At 48.0% G+C, this 16,804-nt stretch carries 15 protein-coding genes and 1 tRNA gene; 7 read left to right on the plus strand and 9 right to left on the minus strand.

From position 1 onward, the window contains the following. Positions 1 to 64: 64 nt before the first annotated feature. On the minus strand, positions 65 to 1,099 hold the full coding sequence (locus NXS08_RS04330) for a LacI family DNA-binding transcriptional regulator (protein ID WP_259137688.1): 1,035 nt from the start codon (positions 1,097 to 1,099) through the stop codon (positions 65 to 67). A 235-nt stretch (positions 1,100 to 1,334) separates the two neighbouring features. On the opposite strand from NXS08_RS04330, the gene NXS08_RS04335 reads away from it, so the two are divergent. The 4 genes from NXS08_RS04335 (at position 1,335) to NXS08_RS04350 (ending at position 7,749) form a co-directional block, all read left to right on the plus strand. After that, positions 1,335 to 2,639, plus strand: coding sequence for an ABC transporter substrate-binding protein (locus tag NXS08_RS04335; RefSeq protein WP_259137690.1), 1,305 nt, complete (start codon positions 1,335 to 1,337; stop codon positions 2,637 to 2,639). 196 nt (positions 2,640 to 2,835) lie between these two features. Then, positions 2,836 to 3,735, plus strand: a complete 900-nt coding sequence (locus NXS08_RS04340; RefSeq protein WP_259137692.1) for a carbohydrate ABC transporter permease — start codon at positions 2,836 to 2,838, stop codon at positions 3,733 to 3,735. Beyond that, on the plus strand, positions 3,728 to 4,537 hold the full coding sequence (locus tag NXS08_RS04345) for a carbohydrate ABC transporter permease (protein ID WP_259137693.1): 810 nt from the start codon (positions 3,728 to 3,730) through the stop codon (positions 4,535 to 4,537). Before NXS08_RS04340 ends, NXS08_RS04345 begins: the two co-directional genes overlap by 8 nt. Beyond that, a complete protein-coding gene (locus NXS08_RS04350) occupies positions 4,534 to 7,749 on the plus strand; it encodes a glycoside hydrolase family 2 TIM barrel-domain containing protein (protein WP_259137697.1) in 3,216 nt (1,071 codons plus the stop codon). The genes NXS08_RS04345 and NXS08_RS04350 overlap by 4 nt, the downstream gene beginning before the upstream one ends. 67 nt (positions 7,750 to 7,816) lie before the next feature. Here NXS08_RS04350 and NXS08_RS04355 read toward each other — a convergent pair whose 3' ends face one another. From NXS08_RS04355 to NXS08_RS04365, 3 genes are all read right to left on the minus strand, one after another. Continuing rightward, the gene (locus tag NXS08_RS04355; protein WP_259137699.1) at positions 7,817 to 9,163 is read right to left on the minus strand and encodes a hypothetical protein; all 1,347 of its coding nucleotides are present in this window, start codon (positions 9,161 to 9,163) and stop codon (positions 7,817 to 7,819) included. 34 nt (positions 9,164 to 9,197) lie between these two features. Then, entirely contained in the window at positions 9,198 to 9,806 is a 609-nt protein-coding gene (gene dcd, locus NXS08_RS04360; protein ID WP_259137700.1) for a dCTP deaminase, read from the minus strand. 85 nt (positions 9,807 to 9,891) lie between these two features. Next, positions 9,892 to 10,296 carry a Stk1 family PASTA domain-containing Ser/Thr kinase gene (locus NXS08_RS04365; protein ID WP_259137702.1) on the minus strand — a complete coding sequence of 135 codons (405 nt, stop codon included), beginning with the start codon at positions 10,294 to 10,296 and terminating at the stop codon, positions 9,892 to 9,894. Positions 10,297 to 10,398: 102 nt separating this feature from the next. On the opposite strand from NXS08_RS04365, the gene NXS08_RS07415 reads away from it, so the two are divergent. Beyond that, positions 10,399 to 10,662 carry a hypothetical protein gene (locus NXS08_RS07415; RefSeq protein WP_396232252.1) on the plus strand — a complete coding sequence of 88 codons (264 nt, stop codon included), beginning with the start codon at positions 10,399 to 10,401 and terminating at the stop codon, positions 10,660 to 10,662. A gap of 288 nt (positions 10,663 to 10,950) precedes the next feature. Here NXS08_RS07415 and NXS08_RS04375 read toward each other — a convergent pair whose 3' ends face one another. Together NXS08_RS04375 and NXS08_RS04380 are read right to left on the minus strand one after the other, a co-directional pair. Continuing rightward, positions 10,951 to 11,400: a hypothetical protein gene (locus NXS08_RS04375; RefSeq protein ID WP_259137705.1), complete on the minus strand. Its 450-nt coding sequence runs from the start codon at positions 11,398 to 11,400 to the stop codon at positions 10,951 to 10,953. Positions 11,401 to 11,748: 348 nt separating this feature from the next. Further along, positions 11,749 to 11,822: transfer RNA gene (locus NXS08_RS04380), tRNA-Gly, on the minus strand. Between the two features lie 72 nt (positions 11,823 to 11,894). Between NXS08_RS04380 and NXS08_RS04385 the strand changes: the two genes are divergently transcribed. Together NXS08_RS04385 and NXS08_RS04390 are read left to right on the plus strand one after the other, a co-directional pair. Continuing rightward, on the plus strand, positions 11,895 to 12,344 hold the full coding sequence (locus NXS08_RS04385; RefSeq protein ID WP_259137708.1) for a (deoxy)nucleoside triphosphate pyrophosphohydrolase: 450 nt from the start codon (positions 11,895 to 11,897) through the stop codon (positions 12,342 to 12,344). 131 nt (positions 12,345 to 12,475) lie between these two features. Beyond that, the gene (locus tag NXS08_RS04390) at positions 12,476 to 13,195 is read left to right on the plus strand and encodes a TetR/AcrR family transcriptional regulator (protein WP_259137710.1); all 720 of its coding nucleotides are present in this window, start codon (positions 12,476 to 12,478) and stop codon (positions 13,193 to 13,195) included. A gap of 110 nt (positions 13,196 to 13,305) precedes the next feature. Here NXS08_RS04390 and trxA read toward each other — a convergent pair whose 3' ends face one another. The 3 genes from trxA to NXS08_RS04405 are packed head-to-tail and all read right to left on the minus strand — an operon-like array spanning position 13,306 to position 16,598. Then, complete coding sequence (gene trxA / locus NXS08_RS04395; RefSeq protein ID WP_259137712.1) at positions 13,306 to 13,680, minus strand: thioredoxin; 375 nt, start codon at positions 13,678 to 13,680, stop codon at positions 13,306 to 13,308. A gap of 57 nt (positions 13,681 to 13,737) precedes the next feature. Further along, the gene (gene recR / locus NXS08_RS04400) at positions 13,738 to 14,331 is read right to left on the minus strand and encodes a recombination mediator RecR (protein ID WP_259137716.1); all 594 of its coding nucleotides are present in this window, start codon (positions 14,329 to 14,331) and stop codon (positions 13,738 to 13,740) included. Then, entirely contained in the window at positions 14,331 to 16,598 is a 2,268-nt protein-coding gene (locus tag NXS08_RS04405; RefSeq protein WP_259137718.1) for a DNA polymerase III subunit gamma and tau, read from the minus strand. Before NXS08_RS04405 ends, recR begins: the two co-directional genes overlap by 1 nt. Positions 16,599 to 16,804: the final 206 nt, after the last annotated feature.

The following is a 16,804-nucleotide window of genomic DNA, read 5'->3' on the forward strand; positions in this document are numbered from 1 at the left end:
CCTCGCGCGGTGTTTTCTGCGCTGGTTCAGCGGCCCGCCCGGTGGTTTCTGCGCTTCTTTTTGTTTATTTTCGAGGGCGTACCAAAGCGGTACTTTCTCTAATAATGAGTTTTGTGGGGATTAACTTTTCGTATTCGTCAGTAATAATTCCGTTTTCGATCTGTTTTATGACTAGCTCTACCATGGCGCGTCCTGCGGCAGCGAAATCTTGGTGGACGGTGGTTAGGGGGACGGGGACAAATTCGCCCAGTTCGATTCCGTCAAACCCAATTACAGATATATCTTCGGGTACTCTTAACCCGGCTTCGTAGATGGCGCGCATTACTCCGAAAGCAATTTCGTCGTTTGCACACATTACCGCAGTGATATGCGGTTGTTGAATGATTTGTTTTCCAGCTTGATATCCTGAGTGTGCGCTCCAGTCTCCTTGATAAACCGGATTTAGGGGAAGCCCTTTTGCTTTTAAGGCTTTTTCCCATTCGTTTTGTCGTAAGAGGGCTGATTGTGAGTTTTTGGGACCACTTACGTGAGCAATTTGCTGGTGCCCTAAACCAATTAGGTGTTCCATAGCCTGCTGCATTCCCACGCATTGATCGGCATTAACTGACGGGTAGCGGTGTAATAGCCCACTATCTGCGACTGCTACGGGCAGGTCGGGGGGAAGGGATAGTTCCGTGTCAGTGCTGGTACCGGCTTGGACGATGATTAGTCCGTCAATAGATTGTTCTGAAAGGCGGCGTACCAGGTATTTTCCGCTATCACTTTGGGGTTCTTGGGTTTGTACTAACGCGATGGTGTAGTCAGCTGCTAAGGCGGCGGCTACTACCCCGCCGGTGGTGAGGGCTTCACCGGTACGTTCGATCTGTTGGGTGAGCACTCCCAGTACACCAAATTTCCCTGAGCGGAGCGCCTGTGCGGCGCGGTTGGGAACGTAGCCGAGTTCTGCCATGGCGGCAAGGACTTTTTCTCTAGTTGCGGGGCTGACTTTTTGTGCCCCGGTGGAGATGCGGGAAACAGTTTGCGCAGAGACTCCGGCCAGTTTCGCTACATCTGCGATAGAAGGCCCAGTCCTGGTTGATTTGCGACGCCCTTGCCCCATAATCTGTCTTTCTGATCGTTTACTGTGTGTAGGATAGCTGCTTGCCTTTGGTGGCTAATGTGTTGGTGTATCTTTCCTACATTTATCGCATTTATTCTCTTAAATCTAATCCGTTATCAAAGCGTTACATTTATTTTCTAGAGAATGTTTACGTAAACACGATACCATGTTCACGTAAACATTGTGGATCCTACGGCAGCTTCCACAAAGCTACACACTCAAGAAATGAGACTCAATGATGAGAAAACTACACAAATCAATGGTGGCATTATTTGCCGCAGCCAGCCTAGCCCTATCAGCCTGCGCTGGCGGAACCGCTCCCAGCACAGACTCGGCAACAACCCCTGAGGATATGACCCTCACCGTCTGGACTTGGGACCCAGCATTCAACATTTACGCAATGCAAGAAGCTGAAAAGGTTTACCAAGAAAAACACCCTAATTTCAAACTAAATATCGTAGATACCCCCTGGGATGATCTACAAGCTAAGCTGATTACCCTTGCCCAATCCGGCCAAACCGATCAGCTTCCAGATATCTTCCTGATGCAAAACTACGCCTTCCAAAAGAACGCGATCAACTATCCGGAACTATTTTCTGACCTAACAGATTCAAAGATTAACTTCGCAGACTTCCCTAAATCAGTTGTGGACTACTCCACGGTAGACGGAAAGAATCTGGGACTGCCCTTTGACTCCGGCACTGCCATTCTTGCCCTGCGCACAGACGTACTTAAAGAAGCCGGTTTCACCGTTGAAGATTTCACCAACATCACCTGGAAAGAATTCATCGCTAAAGGCAAGGTAGTAAAAGAAAAAACCGGTCGCCCCATGCTATCTTCCCTGGCTGGACAATCTGACCTAACTAAAATGATGATCCAATCCGCCGGAGCTTCCCTCTTTAATGAAAAAGGTGAACCAACTATTGCAGACAATGAAGTCCTCTTAAAAGCTGCGCTCACCTACAAGGAACTGGTGGATTCCGGAGTTCTAATTGAAGTGAACTCCTGGGACGAGTTCATCTCCTCTTTCGTAAATGACCAAGTTACCGGTGTACTCCAAGGCGCCTGGATTTCCGGATCCATCCAAACTGCTGAAAATCAATCAGGTAAGTGGGCAGTAACTTCTATCCCCGCCCTAGATGACGTTAAAGACGCCACCCACTACTCTGCTAACGGCGGTTCCTCCTGGGTAGTTTCCTCTAACGCTAAGAAAGAACTGGCAACCGACTTCCTAAAGAGCACTTTTGGTGAATCCACCAAGTTCTATGACACGATTTTGCCTAAGTCAGGAGCGATTGCCAACTACATTCCAGCTGGTAGTTCACCTGTTTACAACGAGCCACAAGAGTTCTATGGCGGACAGGCCATCTACGCTGACATTGTGAAGTACGGCCAAAACGTGCCATCAGACAACACCGGCGTTTACTACTACGAAGGTCTTTCAGCTGTTTCCGCTGCCCTAACCAAGATTGTTAAGGGCGCAGATCCGAAAGAAGCCCTAAAAGAAGCTCAACAAACCGTTGAGTTCGAAATGAAGTAACCAAACTACATTAAAAGCGGGGGCAACCTCCTCAGCGTTGCCCCCGCTCCAGTAATCCCCCAACTAATAATCTTCACACCCCTGCAAGCATTTAGAGTTTCAAAATTTCCAAACTCTCAGCTAAAGATTATTTTCTTTTCTTAACTTTCCTTTCCTTCTGTTAATCGACTGCCCTGCCCATCAAAGGAGATGACTGGTGACTAAAACACGTCGTTCACTAACACAAGGACAAAGATATAACCTCATTGGCTGGTGGTTCCTCCTCCCCGCTGCCCTGCTTATCTTTGTCATGAATTTCTACCCCATGTTTAAGGCGTTCTTACTCTCACTCCAAACAGGGCGAGGTCGCCAGTTAAACTTCGCAGATCCACTGTGGTCCAACTACGCAAGACTTTTTGAAGATGAAATATTCCTCCTAACTATGCGGAATACTTTCATTTACCTTATTATCCAAGTTCCCATCATGCTGTTCTTTGCCTTAATTTTGGCGATTTTACTAAATAATCCAAACCTCAAATATAAGGGCCTTTGGAGAACTGCTATCTTCCTTCCCTCCGCAGTTTCTTTAGTTTCATACTCGCTGGTATTTCGCACTATGTTCGCCACTGACGGGTTTGTAAATGACGCCCTATTAGCTGTTGGAGCTATTTCTGAGCCGGTGAACTGGCTGGGACAAACTCATACCGCCCAGTTCGTCATTATCCTGGGTCTCCTGTGGCGCTGGACTGGTTTTAACATGATTTTCTTCTTAGCTGCCCTGCAAAATATCGACCGCTCTAGTTTAGAAGCAGCCCGTTTAGATGGCGCTAACGCATGGCAAACATTTTGGTATGTAACCGTACCGCAACTTAAACCAATGATTCTCTTAACTGCCATCATGTCAACAAACGGCACCTTACAGCTATTCGACGAATCATGGAACTTAACTAAGGGCGGCCCAGCCTACACTTCAATGACAATGTCCCACTACCTCTATGAACTTTCGTTCCTGAAAAGCCCGAACTTTGGGTACGCCGCCGCAATCTCATACATCATTCTAATCCTGGTAGCAGTTCTTGCATTTATTCAAATGAAGGTTGGTGATAAGCGTGATTAAGCAACTTCGCAGTATCCCCGCTTACCTATTTCTCACAATTACGGCTTTATTTTCTGTATTCCCGCTTTATTTCATGACAGTTTCTGCCACGAATACCTCCCAGGACGTCCTCGCCTCCCGCCTAATACCCGGCAGTAACTTATTCGACAACTTCACCAAACTAATTTCCCAACAAGACCTGGGTTCTGCACTGTATCACTCCTCAGTGAACGCTATTTTGGCGACTTTCTTCTCTCTCTTAATCTGTTCTATTGCCGGCTACGGTTTTGAAGTCTACCACTCAAAAGGCAAGGATCTGTTAATGGCGATACTGCTCTTAGCGATGATGATCCCCTTTGCCGCCACCATGATCCCGCTCTTCCAGCTGTTTGCTGCCAACGGGTTGATGAACTCAACTGCTGCAGTGATTCTACCAACCATTTCTACCCCATTTTTAATCCTGTTATTTAGGCAGGCTTCCCGAAATTTCCCACATGAAATCTTAGAAGCTGCCCGGTTAGATGGGCTTTCAGAACTAGCGATTTTCATTAGAATCTATCTGCCTACTATGCGGGCCACCTATGCTGCTGCCGCAGTAATCACTTTCATGCAGGCATGGAATAACTTCCTGTGGCCCAAAGTGATTTTAGTGGACTCAGCCTACCAAACTATGCCGATGCTAATTTCCAACTTCTCTTCCGGATATGTAACTGACTACGGCGCGTTAATGCTAGCAGTTTTGATTGCCTCACTTCCCGCCATGCTTATCTTCCTAGCTTTGCAGCGTGCTTTCGCTGAGGGCATTACAGGAGCAATCAAATGACATTTACACTTGCTTGGCTTAGTGACCCAACTAAAGTTCACGATCAGCGACTTCCAGCGCGCAGTGACCACCGTTGGTTCGCGAACGAAACTGAAAGTTTAACCGAATCTTCAAGTTACGAACATGACCTGTGCGGGGACTGGGATTTTCGGTACTATCCCACCCCTCAAGCGCTACCGAGGTTCACAGAGTTTTCTGATTTAGCAAAAGAACCTAAATGGGACACTCTTAGCGTTCCCGGGCATCTGCAAACTAACGGCTATGACCGAAACCGTTACACGAATACGCAGTACCCGTGGGACGGGTGGGAAACACTCCCCAGCGGAGCAGTCCCACAGTTACATAATCCAGTGGGAGTATATCGAAAAATCTTCGACGCTCCCCCACGGATACAAGAAAACTCGCGAATGCGTTTACGTTTTGAAGGAGCTGAATCTGCCCTGGCAGTTTGGTTAAACGGAAACTGGGTGGGGTATTCAACCGATTCTTTTACCCCGGCAGAGTTCGATATTTCCAATTTCTTAACGGATAAAGAAAATACGCTTTTGGTAGTTGTCTTTATGTGGCATGCCGGTTCGTGGCTGGAAGATCAGGATTTCTTCCGCTTCAGTGGATTACATCGCCCCGTCTACCTACTTGAAGTACCCGCTGCACACGTTGAACACCTGCAAACTAGCTACCAAATTAGTGAAAACCTGCAGGTGGCCACCGTTTCAGTTCAATGTGAGGGAAGTGATTCTACGGCACTTCAACTCCAAGTTTCTGACGAAACTGGTCTGATTAGAGAACTAACCTACCAGCCAGATTCGCAGAGCTTCAACTGTACTATAGAAAACCCGCGGCTTTGGTCCGCAGAAGATCCTCACCTATACGAGTTGCTGATTACTGTGCGGACTACAGCAGGGGAAATCAGTGAAGTAATCCGCGAAAAAATAGGGATCAGAAAATTTGAAATCAAAAACCAACTGCTTCTCTTAAACGGTAAGCGGCTGGTTTTCAAAGGCGTGAACCGCCACGAATTTGGCCCCGCTGGCAGAGTCGTTTCAAAAGAAATGACAACTCGTGACCTGTTAGCCTTAAAAGCTAATGGGATTAACGCAATCCGCACCAGCCACTACCCGAATTCCTCGTTTTTCTACGCTGAATGTGATCGGCTGGGGTTCTATGTAATTGACGAAATGAACCTTGAAAGCCACGGTGAATGGGATCGGCTTCGCTTTGAGAATCTCCCCGTAGAAAAAGCTGTTCCCGGAGATAACCCAATTTGGCTGGTACCGTTATTAGACCGCGCTGAATCAATGTTAAAACGCGATTACAATCATCCTTCCGTGCTGATCTGGTCATGCGGAAATGAATCATACGGCGGAAGTAACCTGCTAAAAGTCGCTAACTACTTCCGTAAAAACGATACGCGTCCAGTTCACTATGAAGGGACTTTTTGGGATCCACGCTATTTGGAAACAACCGACATTTTCTCTTCCATGTATGTTCCCGCGAGCGAAATCGAAGCCTACCTGGCTGAGCATCGTGATAAACCCTATATTGTTTGCGAGTTTGCGCACGCAATGGGAAACTCTTTTGGGGCAGTGGAAAAATACTTAGAACTAACCCGAAAAGACCCGTTATTTCACGGTGGTTTCATCTGGGATTTTGCCGATCAAGCGGTTCTAGCAACCACTGCGGGCGGCGAAACCTACTGGGCTTATGGGGGAGATAGCGGCGAAGCCCCCCATGATTTTGAGTTCTGTGGCAATGGGATTTTCTTTGCTGACCACAATGCCACCCCTAAATTGCAAGAAGTAAAAGCAGTTTATGCGCCTTTCCAAATTAGAGTAGCTGCGGCAAGTGTAGAAATTACTAATGAATTTCTATTCACTTCCTCAGCTAACTACGAGTGTCGCGTCAGCTTAGCAGAAAATGGGTTGGAAATAGCTGCCGCTACTTTTGAAACGCAGGTTCTTCCGGGACAGACAAAGCAATATCCCCTGCCCTCCGCAGTGCAGATTCCTGTTCCTACCGGTAGCGTCACTGCGGCCGAGTACGCTCTTACAGTTTCTTTACATGAGCGAATCGATAGAGAATGGTGTAATGCCGGACATGAAGTTGCTTTTGGGCAAGCAGTGTTCAGATATCAAGTTGATTCTGCAGGTGAACTTGCCTTACAGGAAGTTCCCATGCCGGGGTCTTTCGCAGCGCGGAAGTTAATTGAATCGAGCGCGGCGCCCGCTCTTTGTGAAGTAGAGCCTGAGTTACCGGTAAGTTGGTTAGTGCAAAATAAGGCAGCTAATCCAACGTTATCGGAGGCATCTTTACGAGTTGTCGAGGGGGTTCACAATATCGGCGTACACGGCCCGCAGTTTTCCATGCTTTTTTCTAAAGTCTATGGAGTTCCCCTCTCATACCGTTACGGTCTGCCCGGACGCGGCCCAGATAGTGGGCGCCAGCTTCTGCTGATACCTCCAAAACCTTGTTTTTGGCATGCGCAAACCTCTAACGAAAAAGGTTGGAATTCAACTGCATATGATGGGCAGTGGCTACTTGCCAGCCGCTACGGTACGTTCTGTGCAGATACAACTAACCCAGAGTTCAGTTACGACACTGAAAAAGCCCTAATCAGATACGCTTACGATCTGCCCACCAGTCCACCTTCAAAAGCACAGGTAACTTATCGAATAGAAGTGACTGGCAGAGTTGAAGTAGAAGTAACGGTTTCTCCTGGAACAGGTTTAGGTGACATGCCTGAGTTTGGAATGCTCTTAGCCGTTCCTAAAGAACTCAATGCCCTCAGGTGGTACGGTGAAGGCCCGGATGAGTGTTATGTAGATCGCCGTACCGGAGCGCGCTTAGGGATCTACGAATCTACAGTATCCGCACAGCATACTCCCTATTTGCGCCCTCAGGAATCTGGAAACAGAACGGGGGTGCGTTGGGCGGAACTGTTAGATGAGAATGGGAATGGGCTACGCTTCGATGCGGGTGCTTCTTTGATTGGGATGGAGTTTTCTGCCCAACCGTGGAGTCCCTTTGAAGTTGAAAATGCCCGCCACCTTCATGAGCTTCCCCCAAGTTCGTGTACCTGGGTGCGTCCGGCTCTTATGCGCCGGGGCGTAGGCGGAGATAATTCTTGGGGAAGCCGCACCCACCCAGAGTACTGTTTACCAACTGGAACCGAACTGAAATTTAGGTTCGCTTTCCAAGGGATCTACAAATAGTGATCCTCTAAGTTGTAGCGCCGGCTAGGAAAACTAGTTGGCGCTACAACTTAGTCAGCACTACAACTTAGTCGGCGATTAAAAAGCCGTCCTCGTCTAAAATCACTCCTGAACAGGTTTTCGCAAGCAAAATCGCAATCTGTTCTATTTCAGCGCTGGCGCGGGATCGTTCTAAACGTAGTGAACGAGTCATCCCCAGTGGATTGTCCACATTTACCTGCATATCAAAACTACTGTAAGGGTTCTGATTATCTGGAAGCCAAGTGATGCAGTATTCAACTACGCTTCCAGTGGACCACGCCTGGTGTCTGACCGCAACTGGCAAATGCTGTTTAACTTTCGCTACGCTAATTTCAACAGCAGAGCGATTCCCCACTGACGCGCGCATGAGGTACGCCAAATAATCGATAGTTCCTTGGAGTACTTTCGCATCTGCCGATTCGGTAACTTCAGCAATAGTCTGAAGCTCGTTCTCTGGAATTACTTTCGCCAGTTCAAGTTCTTCTCGCGCAGTGAAAATCTGGGTTTCTAAAGCTTCATCAACTTGTTCTGTTACCGATTTAAGATCAGGGAAATACCCTTTTAAAAGAGTGCTTAAATCAGTGTTATCTAACCAGCGTGGGGCAAAAACTCTTAGATTAACAGCGCTATCAGGGTCAGGCGTAATCGGAGTTTGAGGTTTTTCAGGATTCGCATTTGAAGCTACGCGCACTGCTCCGGCTAAACGTTTAGCCATCCGCAAAACAGCGTTAAGTGCGCCCAGTTCTGCTCCGGCTGGCTGCATATTCCCAAAAGAGTCTGCCCAAACACTTGGGTTTCCAATCAGCACCTTACTTACTCGGCTGCGTTCTGGAGCCACTTCAAGTACCCACACCTGCGCAAATTCGGGGTTGATATTCAACTGTTTTGCATCAGTTGTTTGGATTTCAAATGGGCCGCGCAACCGGGCGCCCTCGAAAAGGAAAAGTTCTCCGGGGGCCAGCCAGCGCGCCTGCTCCCAAATGGAAACAGCTAATGCTTCTAACTCGCGCGGATCAACTTCCGTTGTCAATAAAAGCAAGTGATTATCTGCTGCCAACGAGGACGCAAAAGGCTGCGCGTCTTCCCACCGCACTTGAAATAGCTCAGCAGCGGCTACCACGTCAGCGGCTTGTAAATCGCCTGCTTGCGTAACTGTAAGAACTGGTTCTGAATAAAACTGATCTCCAAATAAACCTGCGTGTAAAGCAGTTGAAGTTACAGTTTCTGCGTCCGTTTCAGTAGTTTGATGAAACTCAGCCGGGGGATTAGAAAACTGAGTTCCTTTCAACTGTTCTAAGCTCTCTTGCCGCTGTGCTTGCAAATCAGCTAGACGTTCAGCAATTGACTGTCGTTTGGGAGTGGAAGAATTCTCTTCGGGAAATGATTTTGGCATAGTTCACTTCTTAAATCGGAGTTTAAACGCAAAATTACAGGCGCTGAATGGAGCTGCCATCCATTGATTCGGAAACGTAAACTCGATGGAAATTTAAATGCGATCGGGATGCGGTTGGGCCGCGCTGCCCTTGATAGCGTGAACCGGTTGCTCCTGAACCATATGGATTTTCAGCTTCAGAGGAAAGTTGGAAGAAACAAAGTTGCCCAATCTTCATTCCCGGATAAAGCAAAATCGGCATGGTGGCCGTATTAGAAAGTTCTAAAGTTACATGCCCTGTGAAACCTGGGTCGATAAACCCAGCGGTTGAGTGAGTAAGTAACCCCAATCTTCCCAGTGAGGATTTACCTTCCAACCGCGCAGCAATCGCATTTCCTAAAGTGACTTTCTCATAGGTGGCGCCCAATACAAACTCACCTGGGTGTAGTACGAATGGGCGGTCGCCGGTATCAACTAAAGAAGTTAGGTCACTTTGATCAGCGGCCGGATCAATCACAGAGTACTTATGATTATTAAAAAGGCGGAAATAGCGGTCTAATCTTACATCAATACTAGCTGGCTGAAGCATTTGCGGATCCCAGGGGTCTAAGCCTATTTCCCCTGTTTCAATCCCTTGCAATATGTCTTTATCACTCAGTAGCATCTTTGTTCCTTACCTAATACTTTTATCTAAGCCTATTGTGCCCTGTAGATAAGGGTCTTGCCTATAGTTTTCAAAAAATCGTAAGCTACTCTACGCCCTCGGCAATTTTTGCTCGCTTCAGTTGAATTGATCCGTCTTGGAAAGCGAAAAAGTGGAGGTTTGCTCCCGTTACAGAGGCTTTATCCCCCGGAGAGGGAACTTGTTTTACAATCACCCAAGCTTCTGGTTGCCGCGTGTACCAACCGTCTTTTGCACCCAGAAATTTGCCACTTCCTTGGGCGGTAAACTCAAACTGTTGAAAACCAGCTGCAGAGAGCACTTCTTTAGCTTCCGCAATAGAAAGCCAGCGAACATCCGGAACCACTGCTCGGTCAGCTTCTACCGTTCGGTTTGTTTGCAAAACCCAAAAGAGGATTCCCAGCGCCACTAAAGCAGAAAATGCCATGATAATGTAATCCGCCCAATCGGCTTTCTTAAAACGCTCTCCCATTGGTGAACCTCCTCTAAGACTAGAATTCTACTTTATATTGTTTGCAACCTAACCTAAACTCAACCACCCGACGCCCTGCAGACTGAGCGGGTACAGGGGCTAATGATTAGGCGGGGTGATATTTCCGTTCTTGCCAGGCGGCAACATCAAACCCAACAAGCAGAAGTCCACGGAAAAGATCGATGGCGTGGTCGCCACGATTATGGCTCTGGGCCGCGTAATCCGACGCGGCAACAATTACCCCGCGGGTTCAGTCTACTACGAGCGCGGGATGCTGGCGCTATGAGCACGCGCATGGACGAATACGCCAAAGCCTGTGCCAATCAATCCCAAGATAGAATAGGCAACGCTGCAGATGAGGGCTGAATCGTTGTAGTGCACGAATAGTGTAGGCAAGAACCCGAGGAACGGGGTCAGGAGCCACCGCCAGCCGAAACCATGACGTACCCCATGACACACCCCATCGATAACACTCAAAAAGACGGGGTGTTGAAAGCTGAGGCTGGACCGGTGAAGATCTGACTTAACTCACCTGCCGCCAGTAAAAGTGGGCTTAACCGAATTTAGTGAACATTCTTCCTGGGGAACTGCTGGAGGATAGAAACAGGCTGAGTCGCCTATTGCGTCACTGGTCTATTGACGATGCCATGCCTATTAAGATTTAGATTTGAGAATGCTCAATATTTCTCGAACCACGTATCTCAGTGAACGTTTCGGTACTTTATTGAGTGTGGAATCCAGAGTTTCTAATGCGGACGTCAAATCGGCAAGTGTTGCGCATTTGCAAGTTTCGTTCTGATTTGTAATATCGTCAATCAAAATCCCAACTACCTTAGAATCTTCGTTGTAAAACATAGCTACTATTTCTTGTCCTACCCCAAAAGCGATTGTGGGCATGAGGATAAATAAAATAATCGATAAATCTATTGGTTTTGAATCTGGATATTGTGGAACGATGGCTATAATCATTGAAATCAGCCCAAAGGTTATTGGAAGCAGCCTAATGATTATCGAAGAAGAGACCATTGTGCGATGAGCTTTAGCCTTAGAACATTGTTCGTCAGTTAGTTTTATAGGCACATCACGATTAAGAATTTGCGTCATCTTTTTCTCTATGCGATGGTTGGCGATTTTTTCTTGAGCATCGAAAATTAAAGGGATTGAGCTTAGACCGGTAGAAATAACTTAGACCGGCAGAAATAAAGGGCATGAAAAAGAGAACAACTGTAACAATAACTGCTACCGGCAGAATAGATTCCTTAACAGCTCCTGCTATCATGTGGATGCCTTGGACTGACTGATTCTACTTTGGTTTGAAGATTGGATTAGAAGGTGAGCGTGGATTCAGGTCGGGGCTAACGCGCTACAAACTAGCTAACGCGACCAGTTTTCTTAACCTCTTGGGACATACCCTCTAACGCAAACGCCGTTTTGTCATTATCGGCGTCCAAGTGGAGCGGGTGACGGGAATCGAACCCGCCTCTACAGCTTGGGAAGCTGTCATTCTACCGATGAACTACACCCGCAGATGTGGATAAACACAACAGAATAATCATACCCCTAAGACGTATTTTGCTTCAACATGACAGAATGAATATATGAGTGAAATGAAACGCCCGGTGGTGGCAGCAGCAATTTTTGATACTTGTGCGACACAGCCAAAAATCCTCTGCGCACAACGTGCTTACCCTGAGGCTTTGCGGGGAAAGTGGGAGCTTCCCGGTGGAAAAGCTGAACTTGGGGAGAGTCTGGAAGCTGCTTTGCAAAGAGAGATTTCTGAAGAGTTGGGTGCGCAGATAGTTTTACATGAGCCGGTGCTTTCTTCTTTGCTTCCGCAAGGGGCGTGGCCGATTCTCCAAGGGCGGGTCATGTATGTTTGGTTGGCGACAATCGTTTCTGGTGGTAATCCTCCGCAGGCTTTGGAAGATCATTTGCAGGTGCGTTGGTGTACTTTAGCGCAGGCGAGAGAACTTGAGTGGTTAGCTCCTAATATTTCGATTATGGAAGCGGCTTTTTCACTCTTGCAAGAAAAGCGGTTTCAGCGGTAGGCAGCGGCTATACTCTCCCCTCCTCACTTCACCTCACATCACTTCACTTCACATCACCTCACCTCACCTCACCTCACCTCACCTCACCCGATGATTATGACATCCTGTCCTGAATGTGTCATAATACGCCTATGCCTAAAATTGTTGGTGTAACTATTGATGAACATCGCGAGCTGACGCGCCAAGCACTTTTTACTGCTCTTTCTAACCTGCTTAAAGAGCAGAGTTTTGAGACTATCACCATGGCGCAGATTTCCCGCCGAGCCAAGGTGGGGCGCACTGCTGTTTATAATCACTTTGCTGATAAAGAAACGTTGTTATTGGAGTTAATGAGTGCCACTACTCAGCAGTTCAGTAAGATTTTGGCGGAAGCTCTTGAGGTTGTTGATGACCCGTTGCAAAAGCTTCGGATTTATATTCGCTCTCAGTTGGAGTTGAAGCACCACTATCATTTGGGGGAAGGTCTTAATCTGCGTTCTTTGGCGGCGGGGAGAGATACTTCTAAGTTGCGTGAGCACGCGCAGATCCTCGATCAGATTTTGACGCATTTGCTGCAGCTTGCTCATCGTGCTGGTGAGATTCAGATGCCTTCACCGCAAACTAATTCTTTAATCCAGGCTTGTATTTCTGGTCAGCTAGTTCCTTCTCATCCGATGCAAAAGGCTCGTGTTATTGGGGAAACTGAGGCTTTTATTTTGCGGGCTTTGGGTGCTAATGAGCAGGCGTTGCGTAATATTGATCCGCGAGTGTCAGAGCTAAAGTTTATCTTTTCTGACGATGATGAAGAAGTTTTCGAAGATGTGGATGAGGGAAATAGCACTTATCTGCGCTGTCCGGTGCATGTTTCTTAGTTCCCCGTTGTTTTCCGGTTTTTCTCTATCTGTTTTTAGTTATTTTTAGGGGCAATTCCCAGTGGGAATTGCCCCTAAAAATAGTTTTATTTATCGCGTGAGCTTGCGTTTTATTCTGCGGCAGATGCTTCGCCTTCGGCGATTTCTTTGCGTACTTCGTCCATATCTAGAGCTTTGATTTGGGTGATGAGGTCATCCAGGTCGCCGCCTTGGAGTACGCCGGAGTGGCGGAATAGGGCGATGCCGTCACGGAAAGCCATTAGGGTTGGAATGGATTGGATCTGCGCTGCAGCTGCCATCTGCTGTTCTTTTTCGGTGTCTACTTTGCCGAATACTACGTCTGGGTGACGTTCGGAGGCTTCTTCAAAGATGGGGCCGAACATGCGGCATGGTCCGCACCAAGCTGCCCAGAAATCAACCAGAACAATGCCTTCTTTTTCTACAGTTTCGCCGAATGATTCGTAAGTAAAATCTACAGTTGCCATTATCTTCCTTTATGGTTCGTAGTGATTGTATAAGTTTAGTTTAGTCTAGTTTTTTCTTTATTGCCCGATGAGACGGCGTCCTTCAAAGGCTCTTCCTAAAGTGATTTCGTCAGCGTATTCTAAGTCTCCGCCCACAGGTAGTCCCAGGGCCAGGCGAGAGGCAGGGACGGTGATTGCTTCCAGGGTGCGGGCCAGGTAGCTGGCGGTGGCTTCTCCTTCGATATTTGGGTCGGTTGCGATAATAACTTCTTTTACTCCGCTTAACCGGCTAAATAGTTGGCGCATTCGCAGTTGGTCTGGGCCGATTCCTTTCATCGGGTCAATAGCGCCGCCGAGGACGTGGTAGAGGCCTCTGTATGAGCCTGTTCGTTCGATGACTTCAATGTCTTTAGCTTCTTCAACTACGCAGATTAAAGTTTGATCCCTGCGTGGGTCAGCACAAATGCGACACTGTTCCATTTCTGAGATGTTTCCGCAGTTTTCGCAGAATCGGACTTTATCTTTCACGGCTTTAAGTGCGTTTGCCAGTCGCATTACGTCTGCCGAGTCTGCGCTGAGAATATGAAAGGCGATACGCAGGGCTGATTTTGGTCCGACTCCAGGCAGTGCACCCAGTTCGTCAATCAGATCTTGAACGGCACCTTCGTACATTATTCACCTTCTCTAAGTTCGTTGATGACTACTGCGCCGAAAACTTTTTGTACTACGGGGATTCCCATTTCGATTCCGTTTCCTGCGTCAGCGTCTGCCAGGGTGGCTCCTTGAGTTTCGTCCTCCCAGGTTACTTCGCTCTCAGTTTCGGCTTTACTGTAAGTAGCGGAGTTTATTTCCGTAGGCGCAGCGCTAAAGCTGTTTTCAGTGGGGGCAGAATAGTTGCTCCCAGGATTAGGGTTTACGGGCGTCTCAGCTTCTGCAGAATAATCTGGTTCCAGTGAATAATCTGGTTCCGGTGAATACTGGGGGGCTGCTGTATAAACCGGTTCCACTTGGTAAACCGGTTCTGGCTGGTAGATTGGTTCAGCTAGGGAAGCAGACTCAGCCGAGTAAGCAGATTCAGTCTGGGAAACAGATTCAGGCGAGCTTGTAGACTCAGCTGGGTAAGCAGACTCAGCCGAGTAACTCGGTTCTAGTTGGTAACTCGGTTCTGGCTGGTAAACTCTCACCACCGGCGCCGGAGAGGACACAGTCGCAATAGGTTCTTCCGCAGCTATTTCAGGTTCCCATTCCTCAGCTACCACCAGTGGACCCACGAATTTTGCGCGTTTAGGTTCCCCTAAAGTCTGCGCAATTACTTGCTCAACTAAAGCAGTTGGTTTAGCTTGAGATAGCTTTTCCGCCTGTTCGATGGTGGGCAGTTGGAAAGTGATTTCCTGTTCAGTTTCTTTATGGATTTTCAGTGCGGCTACAACATTTTTCCACCCTGAGTGTTCAGCTAAGAATCTCTGCGTAAACTGCACCCACAGTTGCGACAATTGCGGTCTTTCCATGGGTTTAACTGGTTCAGGTGCAACTACAGTTGCTTCTGGTTCAACTACTGGCACTGGCTTTATTTCCGCTTCAAGGGGTTCAATTGAGTACCCTAATCCTGCTGCGGAAGTTTCAACCATTGAAGCTGCTTCTGCACTTACCGGTTCTACGGGTTCTTCCTTTACCGGAGTGTTCTGCTGGTTTTTTTCTCTTTGCCGGCGCAGTTCTTCACGCGCCAGCGCCGCCCCACTTAACCCCTGGTTTTCAGCTGGTATCTGTCCCCTGGGTTGAGAACTATTTTCCGGGGCTGAAGCAGTTTGCGCTGAGGTTTCAATCCCTGGATTCAACCGACCGGTTTCCACCAGAATCCGCCCAATTAAAAGCTCAACTTGTAGTTTCGGGGAAGTTGCCCCCACCATAGAGCGCAATGCTTCATCAGTTAGATCAGCTGCTTTAGATAAACTTGCTGGCCCCCACTGAGAAGCCTGTTGGTACATTGCTTGTGCTTGTTCTGCCGGTATCCCTTGGAGTAGCGCCTTAGCGCCCTCGGGAGCTAAGGAAATTAACAGCAGATCCCGGAGACGCTGCAGGAAGTCCTCTACGAAGCGACGCGGATCGTGACCGGAGTCAATCATTTTTTCTAAGGAAGCGAAAACGGCGCTTCCGTTGCCCGCGTGAAGCTGCGTCACGATGTCATCAAGCAGCAGACCGTCGGTATATCCCAGCAGGGCTACGGCTCTTTCATAGCTGATTTCGCTTGCTTGCGCACCGGCCATCAGCTGGTCGAGGACGGAAAGTGAATCTCTCACAGAACCACCTCCGGCACGAACTACCAGCGAAAGAACTCCTGGAGCAACACTAATTTTCTCTGCGTCGCAGAGACTTTGCAGGTAGGGGGTGAGCACGTCTGCGGGAACAAGACGGAAAGGATAGTGGTGGGTACGCGAACGAATCGTCCCAATCACACGTTCAGGTTCAGTGGTAGCAAAAACGAACTTCACGTGTTCGGGGGGTTCTTCCACCAGTTTCAGTAAAGCGTTAAAGCCTTGTGCAGTCACCATGTGGGCTTCATCTAAAATGAAAACTTTATAGCGGTCACGAGCCGGTGCGAAAGCTGCTCTTTCGCGTAGTTCACGCGCATCATCAACGCCGTTGTGAGAGGCAGCGTCGATTTCAACAACATCTAAAGAACCTGTGCCCCCAGTTGCTAACTCCACACATGAATCGCACTTACCACAGGGGTTGTCTGTGGGGCCCTCCACACAGTTTAGGCAGCGCGCCAGAATCCGCGCCGAAGTTGTTTTCCCACACCCGCGCGGGCCAGAGAAAAGGTAGGCGTGGGTAACGCGGTTAGCTTTCAGTGCCGCTTTCAGCGGGTCTGTTACGTGGTCTTGTCCAATAACTTCTGCGAAAGTTTCCGGACGGTATCGTCTATATAGTGCAGTGCTCACAAATCCACTCTATATGGAGGCACTGACATTTTCTGCCCCCAAAGGGTAACAAAAACTGCCAAGAAACTTCCGAACCTATCTTTTACCTTGATTTTTCAAGGAAAAATCTGCGAAAGCAAAATTGAAACTCTCCTGTAAAAAGATGTGCAATTAAGGTCACAAGTAAATCAATTCGACCTTTAGTAGGGTTTTCTGTAAGATTAACT

Origin of the sequence: Gleimia sp. 6138-11-ORH1, from assembly GCF_024814355.1 — a bacterium.
Taxonomy (GTDB): domain Bacteria; phylum Actinomycetota; class Actinomycetes; order Actinomycetales; family Actinomycetaceae; genus Gleimia.

Excerpts from the sequence above, each read along its gene's own strand:
- NXS08_RS04330 (WP_259137688.1), bottom strand. The coding sequence starts at position 1,099 with ATGGGGCAAGGGCGTCGCAAATCAACCAGGACTGGGCCTTCTATCGCA.
- NXS08_RS04375 (WP_259137705.1), bottom strand. The coding sequence starts at position 11,400 with ATGACGCAAATTCTTAATCGTGATGTGCCTATAAAACTAACTGACGAA.
- NXS08_RS04385 (WP_259137708.1), top strand. The coding sequence starts at position 11,895 with ATGAGTGAAATGAAACGCCCGGTGGTGGCAGCAGCAATTTTTGATACT.
- NXS08_RS04350 (WP_259137697.1), top strand. The coding sequence starts at position 4,534 with ATGACATTTACACTTGCTTGGCTTAGTGACCCAACTAAAGTTCACGAT.
- dcd (WP_259137700.1), bottom strand. The coding sequence starts at position 9,806 with ATGCTACTGAGTGATAAAGACATATTGCAAGGGATTGAAACAGGGGAA.
- NXS08_RS04365 (WP_259137702.1), bottom strand. The coding sequence starts at position 10,296 with ATGGGAGAGCGTTTTAAGAAAGCCGATTGGGCGGATTACATTATCATG.
- recR (WP_259137716.1), bottom strand. The coding sequence starts at position 14,331 with ATGTACGAAGGTGCCGTTCAAGATCTGATTGACGAACTGGGTGCACTG.
- NXS08_RS07415 (WP_396232252.1), top strand. The coding sequence starts at position 10,399 with ATGATTAGGCGGGGTGATATTTCCGTTCTTGCCAGGCGGCAACATCAA.
- NXS08_RS04355 (WP_259137699.1), bottom strand. The coding sequence starts at position 9,163 with ATGCCAAAATCATTTCCCGAAGAGAATTCTTCCACTCCCAAACGACAG.
- NXS08_RS04335 (WP_259137690.1), top strand. The coding sequence starts at position 1,335 with ATGATGAGAAAACTACACAAATCAATGGTGGCATTATTTGCCGCAGCC.
- trxA (WP_259137712.1), bottom strand. The coding sequence starts at position 13,680 with ATGGCAACTGTAGATTTTACTTACGAATCATTCGGCGAAACTGTAGAA.
- NXS08_RS04390 (WP_259137710.1), top strand. The coding sequence starts at position 12,476 with ATGCCTAAAATTGTTGGTGTAACTATTGATGAACATCGCGAGCTGACG.